This window comes from Lacinutrix sp. C3R15 (assembly GCF_018860825.1).
Taxonomy (GTDB): domain Bacteria; phylum Bacteroidota; class Bacteroidia; order Flavobacteriales; family Flavobacteriaceae; genus Oceanihabitans.
Genome location: NZ_JAHKPZ010000032.1, coordinates 6,983 through 25,728, shown reverse-complemented (window position 1 = coordinate 25,728; position 18,746 = coordinate 6,983). Strand labels below are relative to the sequence as shown.

General features: G+C 30.4%; 19 protein-coding genes. 14 read left to right on the top strand and 5 right to left on the bottom strand.

Annotated elements, in window-relative coordinates:
- The first annotated feature begins 136 nt into the window (after positions 1-136).
- Positions 137-523: a nucleoside triphosphate pyrophosphohydrolase family protein gene (locus tag KO494_RS11935; protein ID WP_215967845.1), complete on the top strand. Its 387-nt coding sequence runs from the start codon at positions 137-139 to the stop codon at positions 521-523.
- Positions 524-585: 62 nt separating this feature from the next.
- Here the strand turns inward: KO494_RS11935 and KO494_RS11930 are convergent, their stop codons facing one another.
- Positions 586-1,653, bottom strand: coding sequence for a branched-chain amino acid aminotransferase (locus KO494_RS11930; protein WP_215967844.1), 1,068 nt, complete (start codon positions 1,651-1,653; stop codon positions 586-588).
- A 118-nt stretch (positions 1,654-1,771) separates the two neighbouring features.
- On the opposite strand from KO494_RS11930, the gene KO494_RS11925 reads away from it, so the two are divergent.
- The 3 genes from KO494_RS11925 to mnmD are packed head-to-tail and all read left to right on the top strand — an operon-like array spanning position 1,772 to position 3,398.
- Positions 1,772-2,278 (top strand): DUF4920 domain-containing protein, encoded by a 507-nt coding sequence (locus KO494_RS11925; RefSeq protein ID WP_215967843.1) that lies wholly within the window; start codon positions 1,772-1,774, stop codon positions 2,276-2,278.
- 5 nt (positions 2,279-2,283) lie between these two features.
- Positions 2,284-2,715: a hypothetical protein gene (locus KO494_RS11920; RefSeq protein WP_215967842.1), complete on the top strand. Its 432-nt coding sequence runs from the start codon at positions 2,284-2,286 to the stop codon at positions 2,713-2,715.
- A gap of 8 nt (positions 2,716-2,723) precedes the next feature.
- Positions 2,724-3,398, top strand: coding sequence for a tRNA (5-methylaminomethyl-2-thiouridine)(34)-methyltransferase MnmD (mnmD, locus tag KO494_RS11915; RefSeq protein ID WP_215967841.1), 675 nt, complete (start codon positions 2,724-2,726; stop codon positions 3,396-3,398).
- Positions 3,399-3,401: 3 nt separating this feature from the next.
- Here mnmD and KO494_RS11910 read toward each other — a convergent pair whose 3' ends face one another.
- Together KO494_RS11910 and KO494_RS11905 are read right to left on the bottom strand one after the other, a co-directional pair.
- Positions 3,402-3,836 carry a hypothetical protein gene (locus KO494_RS11910; RefSeq protein ID WP_215967840.1) on the bottom strand — a complete coding sequence of 145 codons (435 nt, stop codon included), beginning with the start codon at positions 3,834-3,836 and terminating at the stop codon, positions 3,402-3,404.
- Positions 3,837-4,064: 228 nt separating this feature from the next.
- Positions 4,065-4,733, bottom strand: coding sequence for a YceI family protein (locus KO494_RS11905; RefSeq protein ID WP_215967839.1), 669 nt, complete (start codon positions 4,731-4,733; stop codon positions 4,065-4,067).
- 161 nt (positions 4,734-4,894) lie between these two features.
- On the opposite strand from KO494_RS11905, the gene KO494_RS11900 reads away from it, so the two are divergent.
- The 6 genes from KO494_RS11900 to KO494_RS11875 all read left to right on the top strand — a co-directional run bounded on the left by KO494_RS11900 (position 4,895) and on the right by KO494_RS11875 (position 11,301).
- Positions 4,895-5,419, top strand: coding sequence for a nucleotide exchange factor GrpE (locus KO494_RS11900; RefSeq protein WP_215967838.1), 525 nt, complete (start codon positions 4,895-4,897; stop codon positions 5,417-5,419).
- A gap of 141 nt (positions 5,420-5,560) precedes the next feature.
- On the top strand, positions 5,561-6,685 hold the full coding sequence (gene dnaJ, locus KO494_RS11895) for a molecular chaperone DnaJ (protein WP_215967837.1): 1,125 nt from the start codon (positions 5,561-5,563) through the stop codon (positions 6,683-6,685).
- Between the two features lie 374 nt (positions 6,686-7,059).
- Entirely contained in the window at positions 7,060-7,986 is a 927-nt protein-coding gene (locus KO494_RS11890; RefSeq protein ID WP_215967836.1) for an ABC transporter ATP-binding protein, read from the top strand.
- Positions 7,987-7,989: 3 nt separating this feature from the next.
- Positions 7,990-9,300: an ABC transporter permease gene (locus KO494_RS11885; protein WP_215967835.1), complete on the top strand. Its 1,311-nt coding sequence runs from the start codon at positions 7,990-7,992 to the stop codon at positions 9,298-9,300.
- Positions 9,251-10,126 carry a mechanosensitive ion channel family protein gene (locus KO494_RS11880; RefSeq protein ID WP_215967834.1) on the top strand — a complete coding sequence of 292 codons (876 nt, stop codon included), beginning with the start codon at positions 9,251-9,253 and terminating at the stop codon, positions 10,124-10,126. The genes KO494_RS11885 and KO494_RS11880 overlap by 50 nt, the downstream gene beginning before the upstream one ends.
- Positions 10,127-10,137: 11 nt before the next feature.
- Positions 10,138-11,301 carry a sigma-54 dependent transcriptional regulator gene (locus tag KO494_RS11875; protein WP_215967833.1) on the top strand — a complete coding sequence of 388 codons (1,164 nt, stop codon included), beginning with the start codon at positions 10,138-10,140 and terminating at the stop codon, positions 11,299-11,301.
- Between the two features lie 115 nt (positions 11,302-11,416).
- On the opposite strand, the gene KO494_RS11870 is transcribed toward KO494_RS11875, so the two are convergent.
- Positions 11,417-12,625, bottom strand: coding sequence for a hypothetical protein (locus KO494_RS11870; RefSeq protein ID WP_215967832.1), 1,209 nt, complete (start codon positions 12,623-12,625; stop codon positions 11,417-11,419).
- Between the two features lie 125 nt (positions 12,626-12,750).
- On the opposite strand from KO494_RS11870, the gene KO494_RS11865 reads away from it, so the two are divergent.
- The 3 genes from KO494_RS11865 (at position 12,751) to KO494_RS11855 (ending at position 16,874) form a co-directional block, all read left to right on the top strand.
- A complete protein-coding gene (locus KO494_RS11865) occupies positions 12,751-13,629 on the top strand; it encodes a PPK2 family polyphosphate kinase (protein WP_252730382.1) in 879 nt (292 codons plus the stop codon).
- Positions 13,630-13,916: 287 nt separating this feature from the next.
- Complete coding sequence (gene nhaA / locus KO494_RS11860; RefSeq protein ID WP_215967830.1) at positions 13,917-15,230, top strand: Na+/H+ antiporter NhaA; 1,314 nt, start codon at positions 13,917-13,919, stop codon at positions 15,228-15,230.
- Between the two features lie 240 nt (positions 15,231-15,470).
- Positions 15,471-16,874 carry a M20/M25/M40 family metallo-hydrolase gene (locus tag KO494_RS11855; RefSeq protein WP_215967829.1) on the top strand — a complete coding sequence of 468 codons (1,404 nt, stop codon included), beginning with the start codon at positions 15,471-15,473 and terminating at the stop codon, positions 16,872-16,874.
- Positions 16,875-16,898: 24 nt separating this feature from the next.
- Here the strand turns inward: KO494_RS11855 and KO494_RS11850 are convergent, their stop codons facing one another.
- Positions 16,899-17,411: a nuclear transport factor 2 family protein gene (locus KO494_RS11850; protein WP_215967828.1), complete on the bottom strand. Its 513-nt coding sequence runs from the start codon at positions 17,409-17,411 to the stop codon at positions 16,899-16,901.
- 445 nt (positions 17,412-17,856) lie between these two features.
- Here KO494_RS11850 and KO494_RS11845 point away from each other — a divergent pair, with 445 nt between their 5' ends.
- A complete protein-coding gene (locus KO494_RS11845) occupies positions 17,857-18,711 on the top strand; it encodes a T9SS type A sorting domain-containing protein (RefSeq protein ID WP_215967827.1) in 855 nt (284 codons plus the stop codon).
- The last annotated feature ends 35 nt before the right edge of the window (positions 18,712-18,746 follow it).

Sequence of the window (18,746 nt, the reverse complement as noted above, 5' to 3'; positions counted from 1 at the left end):
GCTATTATAAATGCTATTGCAAATAAAATTCCGAAAACGATTTGACCATTACTAAACATATATATACTTTTATGCAAAATTAAGAAACTAAATTATAAGAATTCCGTTTTCACGGAAAGGAAAAATAAAAATTTATATGAAAAATAAAATTGAAGCAGTAAAAGCATTTCATACCGCTTTTAAAATAGGACATAGAGAAGCACCAAAAGCAGATTTAGGGAAAGAAAAAAATACGCTTCGTTTTAATTTAATGAAAGAGGAAAATGAAGAATACCTAGAAGCAGCAAACAACAATGATTTGGTTGAGGTTGCAGATGCTTTAGGAGACATGTTATATATTCTATGTGGTACAATTATAGAGCATGGTATGCAAGATAAAATAGAAGAGGTTTTTAATGAAATACAAAGAAGCAATATGAGTAAACTTGGCGAAGATGGACAACCAATTTACAGAGAAGATGGTAAAGTACTTAAAGGCCCAAATTACTTTAAACCTAATATTTCTGAGATATTAGATAAATAAAATTTAAATAAAAAAAGAGAAGCATTTGCTTCTCTTTTTTTTAATCTAGTATAAGATAGATGTTATATTTTATAACGCCATCCATGTTTGTCTTCAGCAATATTGTACTGTATATCCATTAGTTGTCTTTTAAACATAGCATGGTAGGTGTTTTCTGGTTCAACAATGTCAAAAACTTCTTCTGCATGCTTAAAAGCAGAAATAGGACTAACCACTGCAGCAGTACCACTACCAAAAATTTCTTTTAAACTACCGTTTCTAGCAGCTTCTTTTATTTCTTTAACAGTAACAGGACGTATTTCTACTTCTATATTATTGTCTTTAGCAATTTGAATAATACTCTTTCTAGTGATACCATCTAAAATTCTATCACTTGTAGGTGCAGTTACTAGTTTATCATTTATTCTAAAAAAGATATTCATAGTACCAGCTTCTTCTAGGTATTCGTGCGTATTGGCATCTGTCCAAATTACTTGTTGAAAACCTGTTTCTTGAACCAATTTGGTTGGGTAAAATTGTGCAGCATAATTACCAGCAGCTTTAGCAAAACCAACTCCACCATCTGCAGAACGACTATATTTTTCAGCAACTACTACTTTTATTTTATCTTTATAATAAGCTTTAACAGGAGAGCAAATAATCATAAATTTATACTCATTTGCAGGAGAAGCAGAGATTGCAGGCTCAGAAGCAATGACAAAAGGTCTTATGTATAGCGCGTTTCCGTCTCCTTTTTTTATCCATTCCTTGTCTAATTTTAATAAGGTTTCTAAACCATTAAAAAAATATTCTTTAGGAAATTCAGGCATTGCTAATCTTTTTGCAGAAATATTTATTCTGTTAAAATTATCTTCAGGCCTAAATAACCAGACACCATCTTTATCATCTTTAAAAGCTTTCATTCCTTCAAAAACTGCTTGCCCATAATGAAAAACCCTAGCAGAAGGATCAATTGTTAGTGGCTGATAAGGAGTTATTTCTGGCGTTTGCCACTTTCCATCTTTAAAATCGCAAGAAAACATATGGTCTGTAAATACACGACCAAAATCTATATTATCAAAATCTACATCTTGTATTTTAGAGCTTTCTGCTTTTACTATTTTCATTTCGTTTACAATTGTATTACTCATATTTAATAGCTGTTTAATTAGCACAAAAATACAGAATTATAGTGGTATAAAAAAGATTAATTCTTTTTTAAAAAAGCATTATCTTTATGCCAAAATATACGTAATCAAACCCATTAAAATGAAAAAAATTATATTTATTACCATGCTTTTGTCTGTGTTTTTAGCTTGTAAAGAGGAAACAAAAAAAGAGAATGTTGAAACAGAAGCAGTAAAAGAAATTAGCTATGCGTCTTTTGGTAAAGAAATTAAAGCAGATGATGCAATTTCTTCTGCATCTATGGCTGCACAATATAAAAAAATGCAAGTTGGCGACAGTATAAACTCTAAAATGATTGCAAAAGTAGATGAGGTTTGTCAAGCTAAAGGATGTTGGATGAAATTAAATTTAGACAATGGCGAACAGGTTATGGTTAAATTTAAAGACTATGGTTTTTTTATGCCTAAAAATATAGCAGGACAAGAAGTTATTATAAACGGTAAAGCTTATGTTAATGAAGTACCTGTAGAAGAGCTTCGTCACTATGCGGCAGATGCAGGAAAATCTGAAGAAGAGATTGCACAAATAACAGCACCAGAAAAAACCTATTCTTTTGAAGCAGATGGTGTTTTAATTGTTCAAGAATAATTACAATGAAACAGGTACTATTGTTTTTTTGTTTTACTGTTTTACTAAGTTGTACTAGTAAAACAAAACAAGAAGAAACTACAACTAAAAAGGTCTATGATATGTATGAGCCATCAGAAATGGCAATACTCATGAATCAAATGTATGCTCATAATTTAAAAATTAAAAATGAAATTATTGCAGGTAAAATACCTACAGAGTTTCCTACTGATTTTTTAAATATTCATATTGCAGAACTTTCCGATTTTAAATCTAGAAATCAAAATTTTCAATCCTTTTCAACACTTTTTGTGGCTGCAGAAAAAGAAATTTTTAATTCAGAATCTACAATTGCTATTGAAGATAGATTTAATAATGCTGTAAATGTGTGTGTTTCTTGTCATCAAACAGAATGTACAGGACCAATACCAAGAATTAAAAAGCTACTAATACAATAGTTGTTCTTTTGAAACGTGAAATAATTATTACAGAAGACGGTTCTACAACTATTCATATTCCAGAATGGAATGAGCAATATCATTCTACACATGGTGCTATTCAAGAAGCACAGCATGTATATATAAAAAACGGATTGCATCACTTTATAGATACTAACCAACCAACACCTATTTCTATTCTTGAAATAGGTTTTGGTACTGGTTTAAATGCTTTTATGACTTTATTAGAGGCAGAAAGATTACAGCTTAGCATACAGTATAAAGGAGTAGAAGCTTTTCCTGTTTTGACAGAAGAATTAAAGCAACTAAATTATGTAGCACAATTAAACGCTTTAGATAAAGAAGCTGTTTTTAAGAAATTACATGATGTTTCTTGGGAAAAACAAGAGCGTATTACCAGTAATTTTGAGTTGCTAAAAGAGCAAAAATATTTTTCGGAAATAAACGAAACTAATGCTTTTAATATTATTTATTTTGATGCTTTTGGAGCAGGAGTACAACCCGAATTATGGACTGAAGCAATTTTTAAAAGCATGTATAATGCATTAAAAGAAAACGGTGTTTTGGTTACTTATGCTGCAAAGGGAAGTGTAAAAAGAGCTTTAAGAAATGTTGGTTTTACTTTAAAACGCCTGCAAGGACCACCAGGAAAAAGACACATGCTAAGGGCATTAAAACTGTAGTAATTAATTAGTACCTACTAAACTATCTCTTTTTTTACATTGTGAGTAGTAGTGGTCATACATAGCAGTAATAGTTTTGTAAAAAGAAATCTTATTTTTATAATTTACAATATACTTACAACTACCTTCTAAATCTGCCATTTTTTGAAAAGCCAAAATAATAGTTGATTTATCTACTTTAAGCATATCTAATGCCGTAAGTATATTCCAGTAATGAATTACATTATAATTACTAACATCATTATTTAAAGATTTTTTAGTTTCAGAAATTACGTATTTAGCAAAACTAAAATGATCATCTGTTACCGATTTTTTTTGTTCAGGTTTATATGTAAAAAAATCGGTTTCAAAATTAGTAAAACTTAAGGTATTAGACTCTTGACTAAAAGATGTAGTTATGTAGGTAAACACAAACAAAAATGTAAAAATAAATTTCATTATGTAATTATAATTTAAGGCTTAATTCAAATAATTAGTGGTGAAAATATACCTTTCTAATTTTAAAATGTAAAATAATGTAATAATAAATATTAATTTTTCGATAAACTACTTATATAATCGATTTTTAAATAACTGAAATTCTGTTAGTTATTGTTTTGTGTTCCTTTTAGGCAAAAAAAAGCCATACTTAAAAAAGTATGGCTTTATAAAAAAAAAGTGATGTAATTACGCTTTTTTAGCTTTTACAGTTATTTTTAACTCCATATCATCATTAATAAACTTGTCTCCAAGGTTATCAAAAATTGTTTTAGAACCATAGTTAATTCCCCATTTTGTTCTGTCAATAGAAAAAGCATCACTAGTTATGGTTATAAAATCACCTTCGGTAGAAATTGTTACAGGAAACGTAACATTGTGTTTATTTCCTTTTAACGCTAAATTACCAGAAAGCATTGTTTTGCCATTTTCAGCAGCTTGAGTTCCTGTAACTTCGAATGCTCCAGTAGGAAATTTGTTTACATCAAAAAAGTCACCTTCTTTACCCTCAACAGTACCCATTAAATGTGCATCAAGATTCTTTTTTTGGTCTCCTTCAACATCTGTAGCACTTATAGACTTCATGTTAATTAAAAAAGTACCACTTTGTAAAATGCCATTGTCTACATGAAAAACACCACTTTCAATAGCAACAGTACCATTATGAGTTCCTGTTGGTTTAAAACCTTTCCACTCAATAGTAGACTCTGTTACATTAACTACATATTTTTGAGTAGTACTCTCGCTTATAGCTGCAGCTTCTGCTTCAGTTGTGTTTGCTTCTTTTGCTTTTTTACAACCAACTACAGCAGTGCATAATGCAATAACAGTAAAAATATTTAAAACTTGTTTTCTCATAATAATTATTTGTTTTTTTAGTGTTAAAAAACAAAAATACAAATTGTTAAACGAGTTAAATAAAAAATAACAAAAAAAAAATCAATGACATTTTGACATTTTTATAATAATGGCAGTACTTTTGCCATCTTAAAAAAAGTATTTAAAATCTAGGTACAAAAATGAGCAAGAAAAATAAAGAAGAAGTTATAGAAGAGCAAGTAGAACAAACAACAGTAGAAACGCAAGAGTTATCTGTTGAAGAACAACTACAAGTAGAATTAAAGCAAGAAAAAGATAAGTTTTTACGTCTTTTTGCTGAGTTTGAAAATTATAAAAAACGTACATCTAAAGAACGTATTGAATTATTTAAAACAGCAAGTCAAGATGTAATGGTGTCACTTTTACCTATTATAGATGATTTTGAACGCGCTATAACTCATATAGACGAAGATAAAGAAGCAGAAGAATTACGTAAAGGAGTACATTTAATTTATCAAAAACTACTTTCTACATTAGAACAAAAAGGTTTAGAAGCTATAAAAGTTGAAAAAGGAGACGCTTTTAATGCAGATGACCATGAAGCAATCACACAAATTCCTGCACCATCAGAAGATTTAAAAGGAAAAGTGATTGATGTAGTAGAAAAAGGATACCGATTAGGAGAAAAAGTAATTCGTTTTCCAAAAGTAGTAATAGGACAATAAAATATTAAGCTGCGGTAGTACCAAAATACTATAACAGCCTACAAAATCTGCAAATTAAAATAAAATAAGTATTCAGTAAAAAAGTAAGCAGAACAGTAAGCAGAGTTAGACTGTGACTAAAAACTGAAAGCTAAAATAATTATGGCAAAAAGAGATTATTACGAAATATTAGGAATAAGTAAAAGCGCAACAGCTGCAGAAATAAAAAAAGCCTACAGAAAAATGGCTTTAAAATTTCATCCAGATAAAAATCCAGATGATAAAGATGCAGAATCTAAATTTAAAGAAGCTGCAGAAGCTTATGAAGTTTTAAGTAATGCAGACAAAAAAGCACGTTATGACCAATTTGGGCATCAAGCTTTTGATGGTTCTGGTGGTTTTGGCGGTGGCGGAAACATGAATATGGATGACATATTCAGTCAGTTTGGTGATATATTTGGTGGCGCTTTTGGCGGAGGAGGAGGCTTCTCTGGTGGTTTTGGCGGAGGAGGTCAACGTAGAGTTAAAGGTAGTAACCTTAGAATTCGCGTAAAACTAACGCTAGAAGAAATTGCTAATGGTGTAGAAAAGAAAATTAAAGTAAAACGTAAAGTTCAAGCATCAGGAACAACATATAAAACCTGTTCTACTTGTCATGGTACTGGTCAAGTTACCAGAGTAACAAACACTATTTTAGGAAGAATGCAAACAGCTGCCACATGTACATCTTGTGGTGGAGCAGGACAAATTATAGATAAAAAACCAGCAGGAGCAGATGCACATGGTTTAATTATTAAAGAAGAAACCGTTTCTATAAAAATACCTGCAGGTGTTGTAGATGGTATGCAACTTAAAGTTGCAGGAAAAGGTAATGAAGCACCAGGAAATGGTATTTCTGGTGATATGCTTGTTGCTATAGAAGAACAAGAGCATGAAACCTTACAACGTGAAGGAGATAATTTACATTATGATTTATATGTAAGCCTTCCAGATGCTGTTCTTGGTACTTCAACAGAAATAGATACAGTAACAGGAAAAGTGCGTATTAAAGTAGAAGCAGGTGTGCAATCTGGTAAAATTTTACGCTTACGCGGAAAAGGAATACCAAACATTAATGGATATGGTAAAGGAGATTTATTAGTACATGTAAATGTATGGACACCTAAAACTTTAAACAAACAACAAAAAGATTTCTTTGAAACTATGCGTGATGATGATCATTTCATGCCAAAACCAGAAAGTACAGATAAATCTTTTTTTGAAAAAGTAAAAGACATGTTTTCTTAGTAAAACAATATAAAAGATAAAAATTCCACTTCATGAAGTGGAATTTTTGTTTTAAAGAATTTACAACAAATCTTGTTACATTAACATTTATTTAGTAAAAAATAGTATATTTGATTATCACTAATTAATTTTAGTGGTAATTTTTCTTTTTCATAGCAATTTTTTCCCATCCTTTCACTTAAAGTAAAAGGGTGGGTTTTGTTTTTTATTGCAATTTTTGTTTTTACTAAAAGGTGCTATAATTATACAACTACTTTAAACTCTTTTTGGTATCTTTAAATTTAAAATATAGCATGCTAATCCATGTAACATTTTCTATCTTTACAACCCTTATATATTACCAAAATAGAGTTTGGTATTACTAAAAATAAATTATGGAAAACCTCTTAGAAGCACATGCAGTTTCTAAAAAATTTGGAGATTTTACAGCGTTAAATAACGTGTCTATTACAGTGCCAAAAGGAAGTATATTTGGTTTGTTAGGACCAAATGGAGCTGGAAAAACAACATTAATACGTGTTATAAACCAAATAACCATGCCAGATTCTGGTCATGTTATTTTAGATGGAGAACCACTACAACCACATCATGTGCAGAATATTGGTTACTTACCAGAAGAACGTGGTTTATATAAATCTATGAAAGTAGGAGAGCAAGCTTTATACTTAGCACAATTAAAAGGATTAAGTAAAGCAGAAGCCAAAAAAAGATTACAATATTGGTTTGAAAGATTAGAAATAGGAGATTGGTGGAACAAAAAAATTCAAGAACTATCTAAAGGAATGGCACAAAAAATACAGTTTGTAGTCACTGTTTTACACGAGCCAAAATTATTGATTTTTGATGAACCTTTTTCTGGATTTGACCCTATAAACGCCAATTTAATTAAAGACGAAATTTTACGCTTAAAAGAAAATGGAGCAACCGTAATATTTTCTACACATAGAATGGAGTCTGTAGAAGAATTGTGTGATCATATTGCCTTAATTCATCAGTCTAACAAAATATTAGATGGTAAACTAACAGATATTAAAAGACGCTATAAAACCAATACGTTTGAGGTAGGAATAAAAACAACAGATAAAATAGCTCTTGCAGAAACTATTTCAAAAAAGTTTAATGCCTCACTTACAGATTTTAAATCGTTAAATGATGAGTTAAAGCTAAATATAAAACTTTCAGAAAACGAGACATCAAACAATCTATTAAGCTATTTAACCTCTAAAGGAGAAGTTTCTCATTTTGTAGAACTAATACCTAGCGCTAACGATATTTTTATTCAAGCAGTTAAGAATAATTAATTTATGAACCATTTACCACTTATTATAAAACGTGAGTATTTAACAAAAGTTAAAAACAAATCGTTTATTATCATGACTATTTTAAGTCCTATTATTTTTATAGCACTTATTGCAGTTGTGGCCTACTTATCGCAATTAAATAATAATAAAACAAGAACCATTTCTGTATTAGATGCATCAGGATTGGTAACCGATATATTTCAAAATACAGAACATACTACTTACAATATACTTAATAATGTGTCTCTAGAAGAGGCAAAAACTATTGTAGAAGAAGCAGAAACCTACGGTTTGTTATATATACCAAAGCAAGATAGTATTGCTGCTATGGTAAAACATATTAAATTCTACTCTAAAGAGTCTCCTTCCTTATCTGTAATGACTGGATTAGAAAGCAAATTAGAAAACAAATTAAGAGATGTTAAATTACAACAACAAGGTATAGATATTAATAAACTAACAGCTTCTAAAACTAGTGTAAATATTGCTCAAGAAAGTTTTATAGGTGAAAAAACATCTAAAATAGATAGTTATTTTAAATTAGGATTTGGTTTAGCAGCTGGTTATCTATTATTCATGTTTATTATTATTTATGGTAACATGATTATGCGAAGTATTATTGAAGAAAAAACAAGTAGAATTATAGAAGTCATAATTTCTTCAGTAAAACCAATACAATTAATGCTAGGTAAAATTATAGGAACCTCTTTAGCAGGAATTACACAATTTGTAATTTGGATTCTTATAGGAAGCATTTTAATGACTATTGTTTCTGCAATTTTAGGTATAGACCTTATACAACAAACACCACAGCAAGAAATGATGCAGCAAGCTATGGATAACCCAGAAGTAGCAATAGAAATGCAAAATGCAATGAATGCTTTCTGGAACTTACCAATTGCAAACCTTATCATTGCATTTATTTTGTTTTTTGTAGCTGGTTATTTGTTGTACAGTTCTTTATATGCGGCAATTGGTGCAGCAGTAGATAATGAAACAGATACACAACAATTTATGTTTCCTATTATCATGCCTTTAGTTTTAGCTGTTTATATTGGTATATTTACTGTTATTGAAGATCCGCATGGTGCTGTTTCTACCATATTTTCGTTTATACCATTTACCTCTCCTGTGGTGATGTTAATGCGTATTCCTTTTGGAGTTCCTGTTTGGCAGCAACTAGTATCCTTTTTAATATTAGTTGGTACTTTTATGCTTACAGTTTGGTTTGCTGCAAAAATATATAGAGTAGGTATTTTAATGTATGGAAAAAAACCTAGTTATAAAGAAATCATTAAATGGATTAAGTATTAATATGAAAGAGTTAAAAAACATATTAAATAAATCTATTCAAATTAGTCAAGACGTAGAAATAAGTGTGCAAAACATATTGCTTTTACTTATTGTATTGCTATTGGCTACTGTCTTTTTAAGACTTCTTAGAAGGCTAATAAGTAGAAAGCTGCCTCAAGACGATAAGCTTAAGTTTAAAGGTGTTTTTTCGTATGCAACCTGGATAAGTTATGTTATTATTGTGCTAGTTACCTTACATGCTGTAGGTGTAAATGTCACAGGGATTTTTGCCGCATCTGCCGCATTATTAATTGGTATAGGTTTGGCGCTACAAACCCTTTTTCAAGATATTATTTCAGGAATTTTTATTTTAGTAGATCAGTCTGTGCATGTTGGTGATATTATAGAAATTGATGGTAAAGTAGGACGTGTAGAAGAAATTAAATTACGTACCACAAGAGCAGTAACTATAGAAAATAGAGTGTTGGTAATACCTAACCATTTATATTTAACCAATAGCTTATATAATTGGACACAAAACGGTTCTACTACAAGAGAAAATGTTGAGGTTGGTGTCGCTTATGGTAGTGATGTGCAGTTAGTAAAAAAACTGCTTTTACAAGCTGCCACTAGTCATGATTTAGTTTTAAAACACCCAATTCCTACCGTATTATTCACTAATTTTGGAGATAGTTCTCTAGATTTTAAATTGGTTTTTACGCTTAATGATAGCTTTCAAGCAGCTATTCCTAAAAGTGATATACGTTTTGAAATAGACAGATTGTTTAGAGAAAATAACATATCGGTACCTTTTCCTCAAAGAGATATTCATATTATTCAGAAATAAAAAATTAAAAAATGCCTAAAATATTAGTAATTGAAGATGAAGCAGCAATTAGAAGAGTATTAGTAAAAATACTTTCTGAAGAAAACGATACCTATGAAGTTGAAGAGGCTGAAGATGGTTTAGTAGGAATTGAAAAAATTAAGAAAGAAGATTATGACCTGGTACTTTGTGATATTAAAATGCCAAAAATGGATGGTGTTGAAGTATTAGAAGCGGCTAAAAAAATTAAACCAGAAACACCAATAGTCATGATTTCTGGTCATGGCGATTTAGATACAGCTGTAAACACCATGCGTCTAGGTGCTTTTGACTATATTTCTAAACCACCAGATTTAAACCGTTTATTAAATACAGTACGTATTGCTTTAGATAGAAAAGAGCTAGTAGTAGAAAATAAAATGCTAAAAAAGAAAGTTAGCAAAAACTACGAAATGATAGGTGATAGCGATGCTATTTCTCATATTAAAGATATTATTGAAAAAGTAGCGCAAACCGATGCACGTGTATTAATTACTGGACCTAACGGAACAGGAAAAGAACTAGTAGCACATTGGTTACACCAAAAAAGCGATCGCTCTAAAGGAGCAATGATAGAAGTTAATTGTGCTGCTATACCAAGTGAACTAATAGAAAGTGAACTTTTTGGGCATGTAAAAGGAGCTTTTACAAGCGCTAATAAAGACAGAGCTGGTAAATTTGAAGCCGCAAATGGAGGAACCATATTTTTAGATGAAATTGGAGATATGAGTCTTTCTGCACAAGCAAAAGTACTTCGTGCTTTACAAGAAAGTAGAATACAGCGCGTAGGTAGTGATAAAGACATTAAAGTAAATGTAAGAGTTGTTGCAGCAACCAATAAAGACCTTAAAAAAGAAATAGAAGAAGGTAGGTTTCGTGAAGATTTATACCACAGATTGGCAGTTATTTTAATAAAAGTTCCTGCTTTAAACGAAAGAAGAGATGATATCCCTCTATTAATAGAATATTTTTCTAAAAAAATTGCTAATGAACAAGGTACTTCACAAAAAAACTTTTCTACAAAAGCCATAAAACTATTACAAGAGTATGACTGGACAGGAAATATACGTGAATTACGTAACGTGGTTGAACGTTTAATTATTCTTGGTGAAAAAGAAGTGAGCGAGCAAGATGTAAAAATGTTCGCGAGTAAGTAAATGATAAAATCACTTTAACATATAAAAAAAGACACTAATTATTTAGTGTCTTTTTTAGTTTATCACTTAACCTATTGATAATATTTTTTAAGTTACTTGGTATAACTTGTGATTTTTATATTTTAAAACTAACACTAACTCCTGTTTGTATATCAGGATTGTTGTTAACGGTAAGATCTTGTTGTATATAAATAGTGGTGGTAATTTTTTTGGTAAAAGAATATAACAAAGTCCAATAGTTATTGTTTTTATATAAATTGGTGGTGCCAACTCCCCAAGCATCATGTGCATCAGGATAACGAATAGGTATTATATAATTCAACTCCTCTTTTTTATTTAAGCTTGTTTGTATGTAAAAATCTAAACCAATAGAATGTGTCGTTCCTTTTTTAGATATAAAATTATACTCTAAAATACTTTCTAAAAAAGCGAGATACTTATTGGTTCCAAATGCTACATTATTTTTATTATAATCAATAGCGTTTTTTCTTAAAGTACCAATACCTGCACCAATTTGTGTGTAGTTTTTGTTTTTAATTACTATTTTTTTTATGGCATTTACAGAAACGCCTAAGTCTATAGAGCTATTGTATTTAGATAGGTTTGTACCAAGATGAGCGCCAATATTTATAAAAATCTTTTTATTAGTCAACCATTCAGGGTAATAATAGTAAGCAGTTTCTATTCCGCTAATAAAAGCATCATTTTTTTCTAGTTCTGCAGTATTGCCATTTCTGTCTGTATATTTAATTCCAGCTTTGTTTAATTCGAAAACTTTTCTATCAAAAGGGTCTTTTCCTCCAGCAATTTTGCTGTGAAAATCTTCAATAAATGTATCACTAGTAAAAAAAGAAAAAGGATATTCTCCATTGGTTAACATGGCAAGGCGTAAAGCCACTACTAATTCTTTGTTATGCCTTAAATTAAAAGCAATATTCGCTTTTATACTTTTAATAACACCATCTATTTGTAATTGAAAAGTTTCTGCATCTAAGTCTTCTACATCAAAATGATATTGCGCCAAATCCCAGTTGTATTTTCTGGCTTCATTTCTTGTCGCTTTATCATTCGGAATGTAGGTGGTTACAGGAGGTCCCCAAACATTGGCACTTTCTAGGCTAATAGTAACAATTTTATTTTTGGTGGCATGTGTTTTAAAATTTCCTTGTAGTCTTGAAAAAAACATACCAAAAGGATGCGAAGATAAAATACTAGGTTTTGTAATTCCGTTTTTTATAGTAGTAGATATTGTATCTGCTTGTTGCGAAAAAGTAATAAAAGGTACCATTGCAACAAGAGATAAACTCAAGTAAAATGTTTTCATAATAGATTGAATAGCTAATACTAAAGCTACAACTTTTTAACTAATAAGTTTCCTGTTCGTTTATTTCGATATTTTAATATCAAAAATATTAATATCTTTAAACAGAACTTAAAATGCCAATACCATTGAAAAATATAAAAATTAAAGACTTTAAAATACAATCAGAAATAGAGATCTCTAAACTACAAACCGCCTTTGACTTAAAAGCAGATGAAGAGGAAGTAAAAGACGAATTAAAAAAAGTAAGACGAAAATTAGGCGAACTACAAGACACGCTTTATGCGCATGGTAAATATGCTGTTTTAGTATGCTTACAAGGTATGGATACTGCAGGAAAAGATAGTTTAATTCGGGAAGTATTTAAAGATTTTAATGCAAGAGGAGTAGTAGTGCACAGTTTTAAAGTGCCAACAGCTTTAGAGTTAAAACATGATTTTTTATGGCGCCATTATATTGCGCTTCCTGCTCGTGGTAAGTTTGGCGTTTTTAATAGAACGCATTATGAAAACGTACTTGTAACCAGAGTACATCCTGAATATATATTAGGTGAGCATTTACCCAATGTAAATACTTTAGAAGATATTGATGCTGCTTTCTGGAACACGCGTTTTGAACAAATAAATGATTTTGAAAAACATATAGCAGAAACAGGAACTATTATTTTTAAATTCTTTTTAAACCTATCTAAAAAAGAACAGAAAAACCGTTTACTACGTCGTTTAGATAAAAAATCTAAAAACTGGAAATTTTCTCCAGGAGATCTAGAAGAGCGTAAACTTTGGGGAGCATATCAAGAATGCTATCAAGATGCCATGAACAGAACCTCAAAACCACATGCGCCTTGGTTTAATATTCCTGCAGATGATAAGCCTACAGCAAGATATATTGTTGCAAAAATAATGTATGATACCTTAAAAGAATATACAGACATTAAAGAACCAGAACTAGATGATGATGTAAAAGCTAATATTGAACATTATAAAGAACAACTTAGTAAAGAGTAGTAAATAGAGGGGAGTTTTTGTTGTTTTGCTGAGTAAAAAAAATCTTCAAGTAATTTAATTATGTAAATATTTGTAATGTTTAAAAATGTATAAATTTCTGTAAAACTTAAGCTAAACTTTAAGAATAATATAAGAAAATAGACTTTTTGATTTCCTGATTTATTGTTATTTTTCAGCAAAACCTAAGTAGTTGCTATTTTGTTGTTACTAATTTTATTTTTTGAAATTTTAGCATGCAAAAAGCAACTTTACTTTATATAAAAAGTACCAATATTTAACCGTTTTGTATGATAAAAAAAATTATTCTCACACCTTTTCAAAAATTTATAAAAATAGAAAGCCTTAGTGGTGTTTTGCTTCTTGCAACTACTATAATTGCTCTAATTTGGGCAAATTCACCATATGCAGATAGTTACCAAGAACTTTGGCAATATAAAGTAGGAATTAGTACTCCTTTTGTAGAGCTGCAAAAACCATTAATATTATGGGTTAATGATGGCCTAATGGCTATTTTCTTTTTTCTTATTGGTTTAGAAATAAAAAGAGAATTTTTAATAGGAGAATTAAATTCCATGAAAAAAATAGCATTCCCCTTAGTTGGAGCTGTTGGTGGTATGTTGGTGCCAGTGTTGTTTTACCTCCTCTTAAATGATAATCCAGAAACATTAAAAGGTTGGGGAATTCCTATGGCAACCGATATTGCCTTTTCTCTTGCGGTATTAAATGTTTTAGGGAGTCGTGTTCCCTTGAGTTTAAAAATATTTTTAACTGCTTTTGCTATTGTTGATGACATTGGAGCAGTATTAGTAATTGCTATCTTTTATAGTAGTGATATAGATTTAACTTTAATATCTAGTGCTTTAGCTTTGTTGGCAGCACTTTATTTTATAGCCTATAAAGGGTATTATTCTAAATATCTTATTACTGGAATAGGTGTTGTTATTTGGACACTATTTTTAAAAGCGGGAATTCATCCTACTTTAGCAGGAATTTTATTGGCTTTTTCTGTGCCTGTAAGACAAAAGGTAGATACTCCAGAATTTATAGATAATTTGGTAAGTATAACAGATAAAATTAAAGATGCTAAAATTTCTGAAGATCCTGTTTTAACCAAAGAACAAATTGAAGAGATAGATAATCTAGAATATTGGACAGATAAATACCAGTCTCCTTTACAACGGTTAGAACATGATTTACATGGTTGGGTAGCCTATTTTATCATTCCTATTTTTGCCTTAGCAAATGCAGGAGTAGCCTTTAGTAGTGCAGATGGATTAGATCTTTCAGTTATGAGTAATATAGCTATTGCGTTAATAGCAGGTAATAGTATTGGTATTCCTACCGTTGTTTTTCTGGCAAAAAAATTAAAGTTTATTGAGGTGCCAGAAGATATTAGTATACGTCATATATTGGGTGTTGCTTTTTTAGCAGGAATTGGTTTTACTATGTCTATTTTTATTGCAAGCTTGGCTTTTAAAGCGTCGCCAATGTTTATAGATTCTGCTAAGGTTGGTATTCTTATAGGTTCATTTATATCAGCAATAATTGGTTTTACTATTTTAAGATGGAATTCTAGTAAAAGTGAAGAACATCTAGCATAGCAGGTTCTTTTTAAGCATTGTTAGTTCTTTTTTTTATTTAAAAATAAAGTGTTTTATTTAAATGGGAAATTAGACTTATCCAGAATAAAATTACTAATAGAATCAGCCATTAAAAATAAATCATAATAAAAGCAGAAGTGTTTTATACTTTAATTAAGAATCTTAATTTTTAGAAATAGTATCTTTAAACTTTACTTTGGTCTTCCTGTAAAAGCAGGAATCCACATTCAAAATAATAATATGAAAAAAATCCTTCTTTTACTTTTAGCATTAAGTTCAATCACAAGCTATTCTCAAACAGATCAAGAAATTCTTAAAAAAATATACTCACAGTCTTTAACCAATGGTAAAAGTTATGAGTGGTTAGATTATTTGTCTAATCAAATAGGAGGTCGCTTGTCTGGATCTTTACAAGCAGAACTAGCTGTACAATGGGGAAAACAAGAATTAGAAAAACTAGGTTTAGATAAAGTTTGGCTACAAGAAGTAATGGTGCCAAAATGGGTTCGTGGCGCAAAAGAATATGCGTTTATAGAATCTTCTAAAAAACAAACTACCAATGTTAATATTTGTGCACTTGGTGGTTCTGTAGCTACCAACCCATTAGGTTTAAAAGCTAAAGTGATAGAGATTCAAAATTTTGAAGAACTAGAAAAACTTGGTGAGGCACAAATAAATGGCAAGATTGTTTTTTATAACAGACCCATGCAAGAAGATTTAATTAGCACTTTTAATGCTTATGGTGGTTGTGTAAACCAACGTTATAAAGGAGCTGTTGAGGCTCAAAAATACGGAGCTGTTGGTGTGATTGTGCGTTCTATGACTTTACGTTTAGATGATTTACCACACACCGGAAGCATGACCTATGATAATTTACCATTACAAAAAAGAATTCCTGCAGCAGCAATAAGTACTAATGATGCCGAATTATTAAGTGCTTCGTTAAAACTAGATAAAGATTTAGAGTTTTATTTTAAACAAAGTTGTTCTCAATTTAAAGATGTATTGTCTTATAATGTTATTGGAGAAATTACAGGAAGCGAATTTCCTAAAGAGTATATGGTAGTTGGTGGGCATCTAGATTCCTGGGATTTAGGAGATGGATCTCATGATGATGGAGCAGGAGTTGTGCAATCTATGGAAGTTTTAAGATTATTAAAAGTATCTGGTATTAGACCAAAAAGAAGTATTCGTGTTGTTTTATTTATGAACGAAGAAAACGGATTACGTGGCGGAAATAAATACGCAGAAGAAGCTAAGCGAAAAGGTGAAAACCATGTATTTGCTCTTGAAAGTGATGCAGGAGGCTTTACACCAAGAGGTTTTAGTTTTGACTGTAGCGATGCTAATTTTAATCAAGTGCTAAGCTGGAAACCTTTATTTCAACCGTATCTTATTCATTATTTTGAAAAAGGAGGAAGTGGAGCAGATGTTGGTCCGTTAAAAACAGCTAGTAATGTGTTGGCAGGATTACGCCCAGATTCACAACGCTATTTTGATCATCATCATGCAGCTAGTGATACCTTTGCAGCTGTAAATAAACGCGAGCTAGAGCTTGGTGCAGCTACCATGGCATCTTTAGTATATTTGTTTGATACCTATGGTACTAACCCTTTGTCTAAACAAAGTGCGGTTAAAAATTAAATTTAAAAAGCAGCTACTGTTTTGTTAATTTATAAAAATAGTATCTGCTTTCTTCATATCTTCTAATCGTTGTAGTTCTAAAACTAATTGACTAGCATCCCAATAACCATATTCAAGTACTATTTTTTTATTAATAAATTGATAAGTTATATGCACAGGCATTTCAATTTTTTTATTGTTTTCTAACAGATTTCCTTCCCAGATTCCCCAAAAATTCACCCATTTTTTTCCGTTATCATCGGTAACCATTTCAAACTCTCTTCGGTTTTCTTCAAAAGCTCTTGTTAAAAAACTAGAATCATTTTTCTTATGATATTCAGGTAAACTTTTAGCAGTAAAAAACAGATTTCTTGTATTGTAATACACCTTGGCTGTATCTGCATAGTTCATGGTTAAACTATCCCATTTTTGGTAGTCATAATTATTTATAACCGCCTTAACAATATCAATTTCTGGAGAGTCTTGCGTGTAGCGATTTTTTTTGTTACAGGAAGCTAATACAAGTAATAGCAATCCTAGTGCAATTACATTTTTCATGAAATTATAGTTTAAGTTAATAACGCTTTTTCATAAAGAAATAGGAAAGCTTATAAACAACGTAAACGTGAGGCTTTACTTATTTAAGTAAGAGTAATGTATTACATAAAGATACAAAAATTAAATTTCATTAATATAGATTCAAGGTTATTTAATGCTTTTAACGGCTTCGTTCATATCTCGTTTTTTTGCAGCGTAACCAACAACTTATTTAAACCGTTGAACGTTTTTAGTTGTCTTTTATAGTATAATTATAGGTTGTGTAATTCCTTTTTGTATTTTTAGTTCACTATTAATCAATTCTTTATAAAATGAAAAAAAAATACTTTTTTTAGCTTGTTTAATATCAAGCTTTACTTTTGCGCAAAGTATTAGCACTTTTAATAGTGTTAATAACTCAGAATATGCCATTGTTGATGGCACTATAGATCATAGTTCTACAGGAATGAATACTACATGGAGTTTTACCGACTTAACAACCACAGAAAGCTCTACAGATACTTACTTAGGACCAACAGCAGCTCAATCTACAAATTTTCCTGGAACAACTAATGTATTTACGAGTACCGTTGGTACTTCTACAAACGATATTCTCTTTAAAGAAAATGCAGCAGAACTCTCTATTACTGGAGCAGTAACACCAGATTTAGAATTAAATTATAGTGATGATAATGCCTTAATTGGTACCTTTCCGTTAAATTTTGGTTATACTAATACCGATGCTGTGGCAGGAACCTATACTGCAGCTATATCAGGTGATTTTTCTGGAAATATTATAAAAACAGTGGATGCTTATGGAACTTTAAATTTAAATGATGTTGGCGCAGGAGCTTACAGCGGAAGCATTACAAGGTTAAAAATGGAACAAATAGTTACATTAAGTTTGCCTCCATATATAACAAATGCAGGAACTGCTACGCAAACTTCGTACTACTATTATGACAATAGTAACGGAAATTTAGTGTTTAGATCAAATACAATTCATATTGTTATTCCATTTGCTAGTATAGACGATACTACAACGGTTAATGAAAGCTTATTAACCAATCTATTACATGTTAACACTAATGTGGTTCAAGAATTTTCTATTGTGCCAAACCCAGTTCATTCTATCTTAAATATAAACTTAGAAACACCAGCAACAATAAAAGCTGTAGTAGTTTATGATTTAAACGGAAGAAGAGTACTGCAAAGTAATCACACATCTTCTATAGATGTAAGTGCATTACAAACAGGTATGTATATTGTACAAGTAGAAACAGATACAGCAATACGTACTAAAAAGTTTATTAAAAATTAAAATAAGCTTTGTCTATAAATTAAAAAAATGCGCTT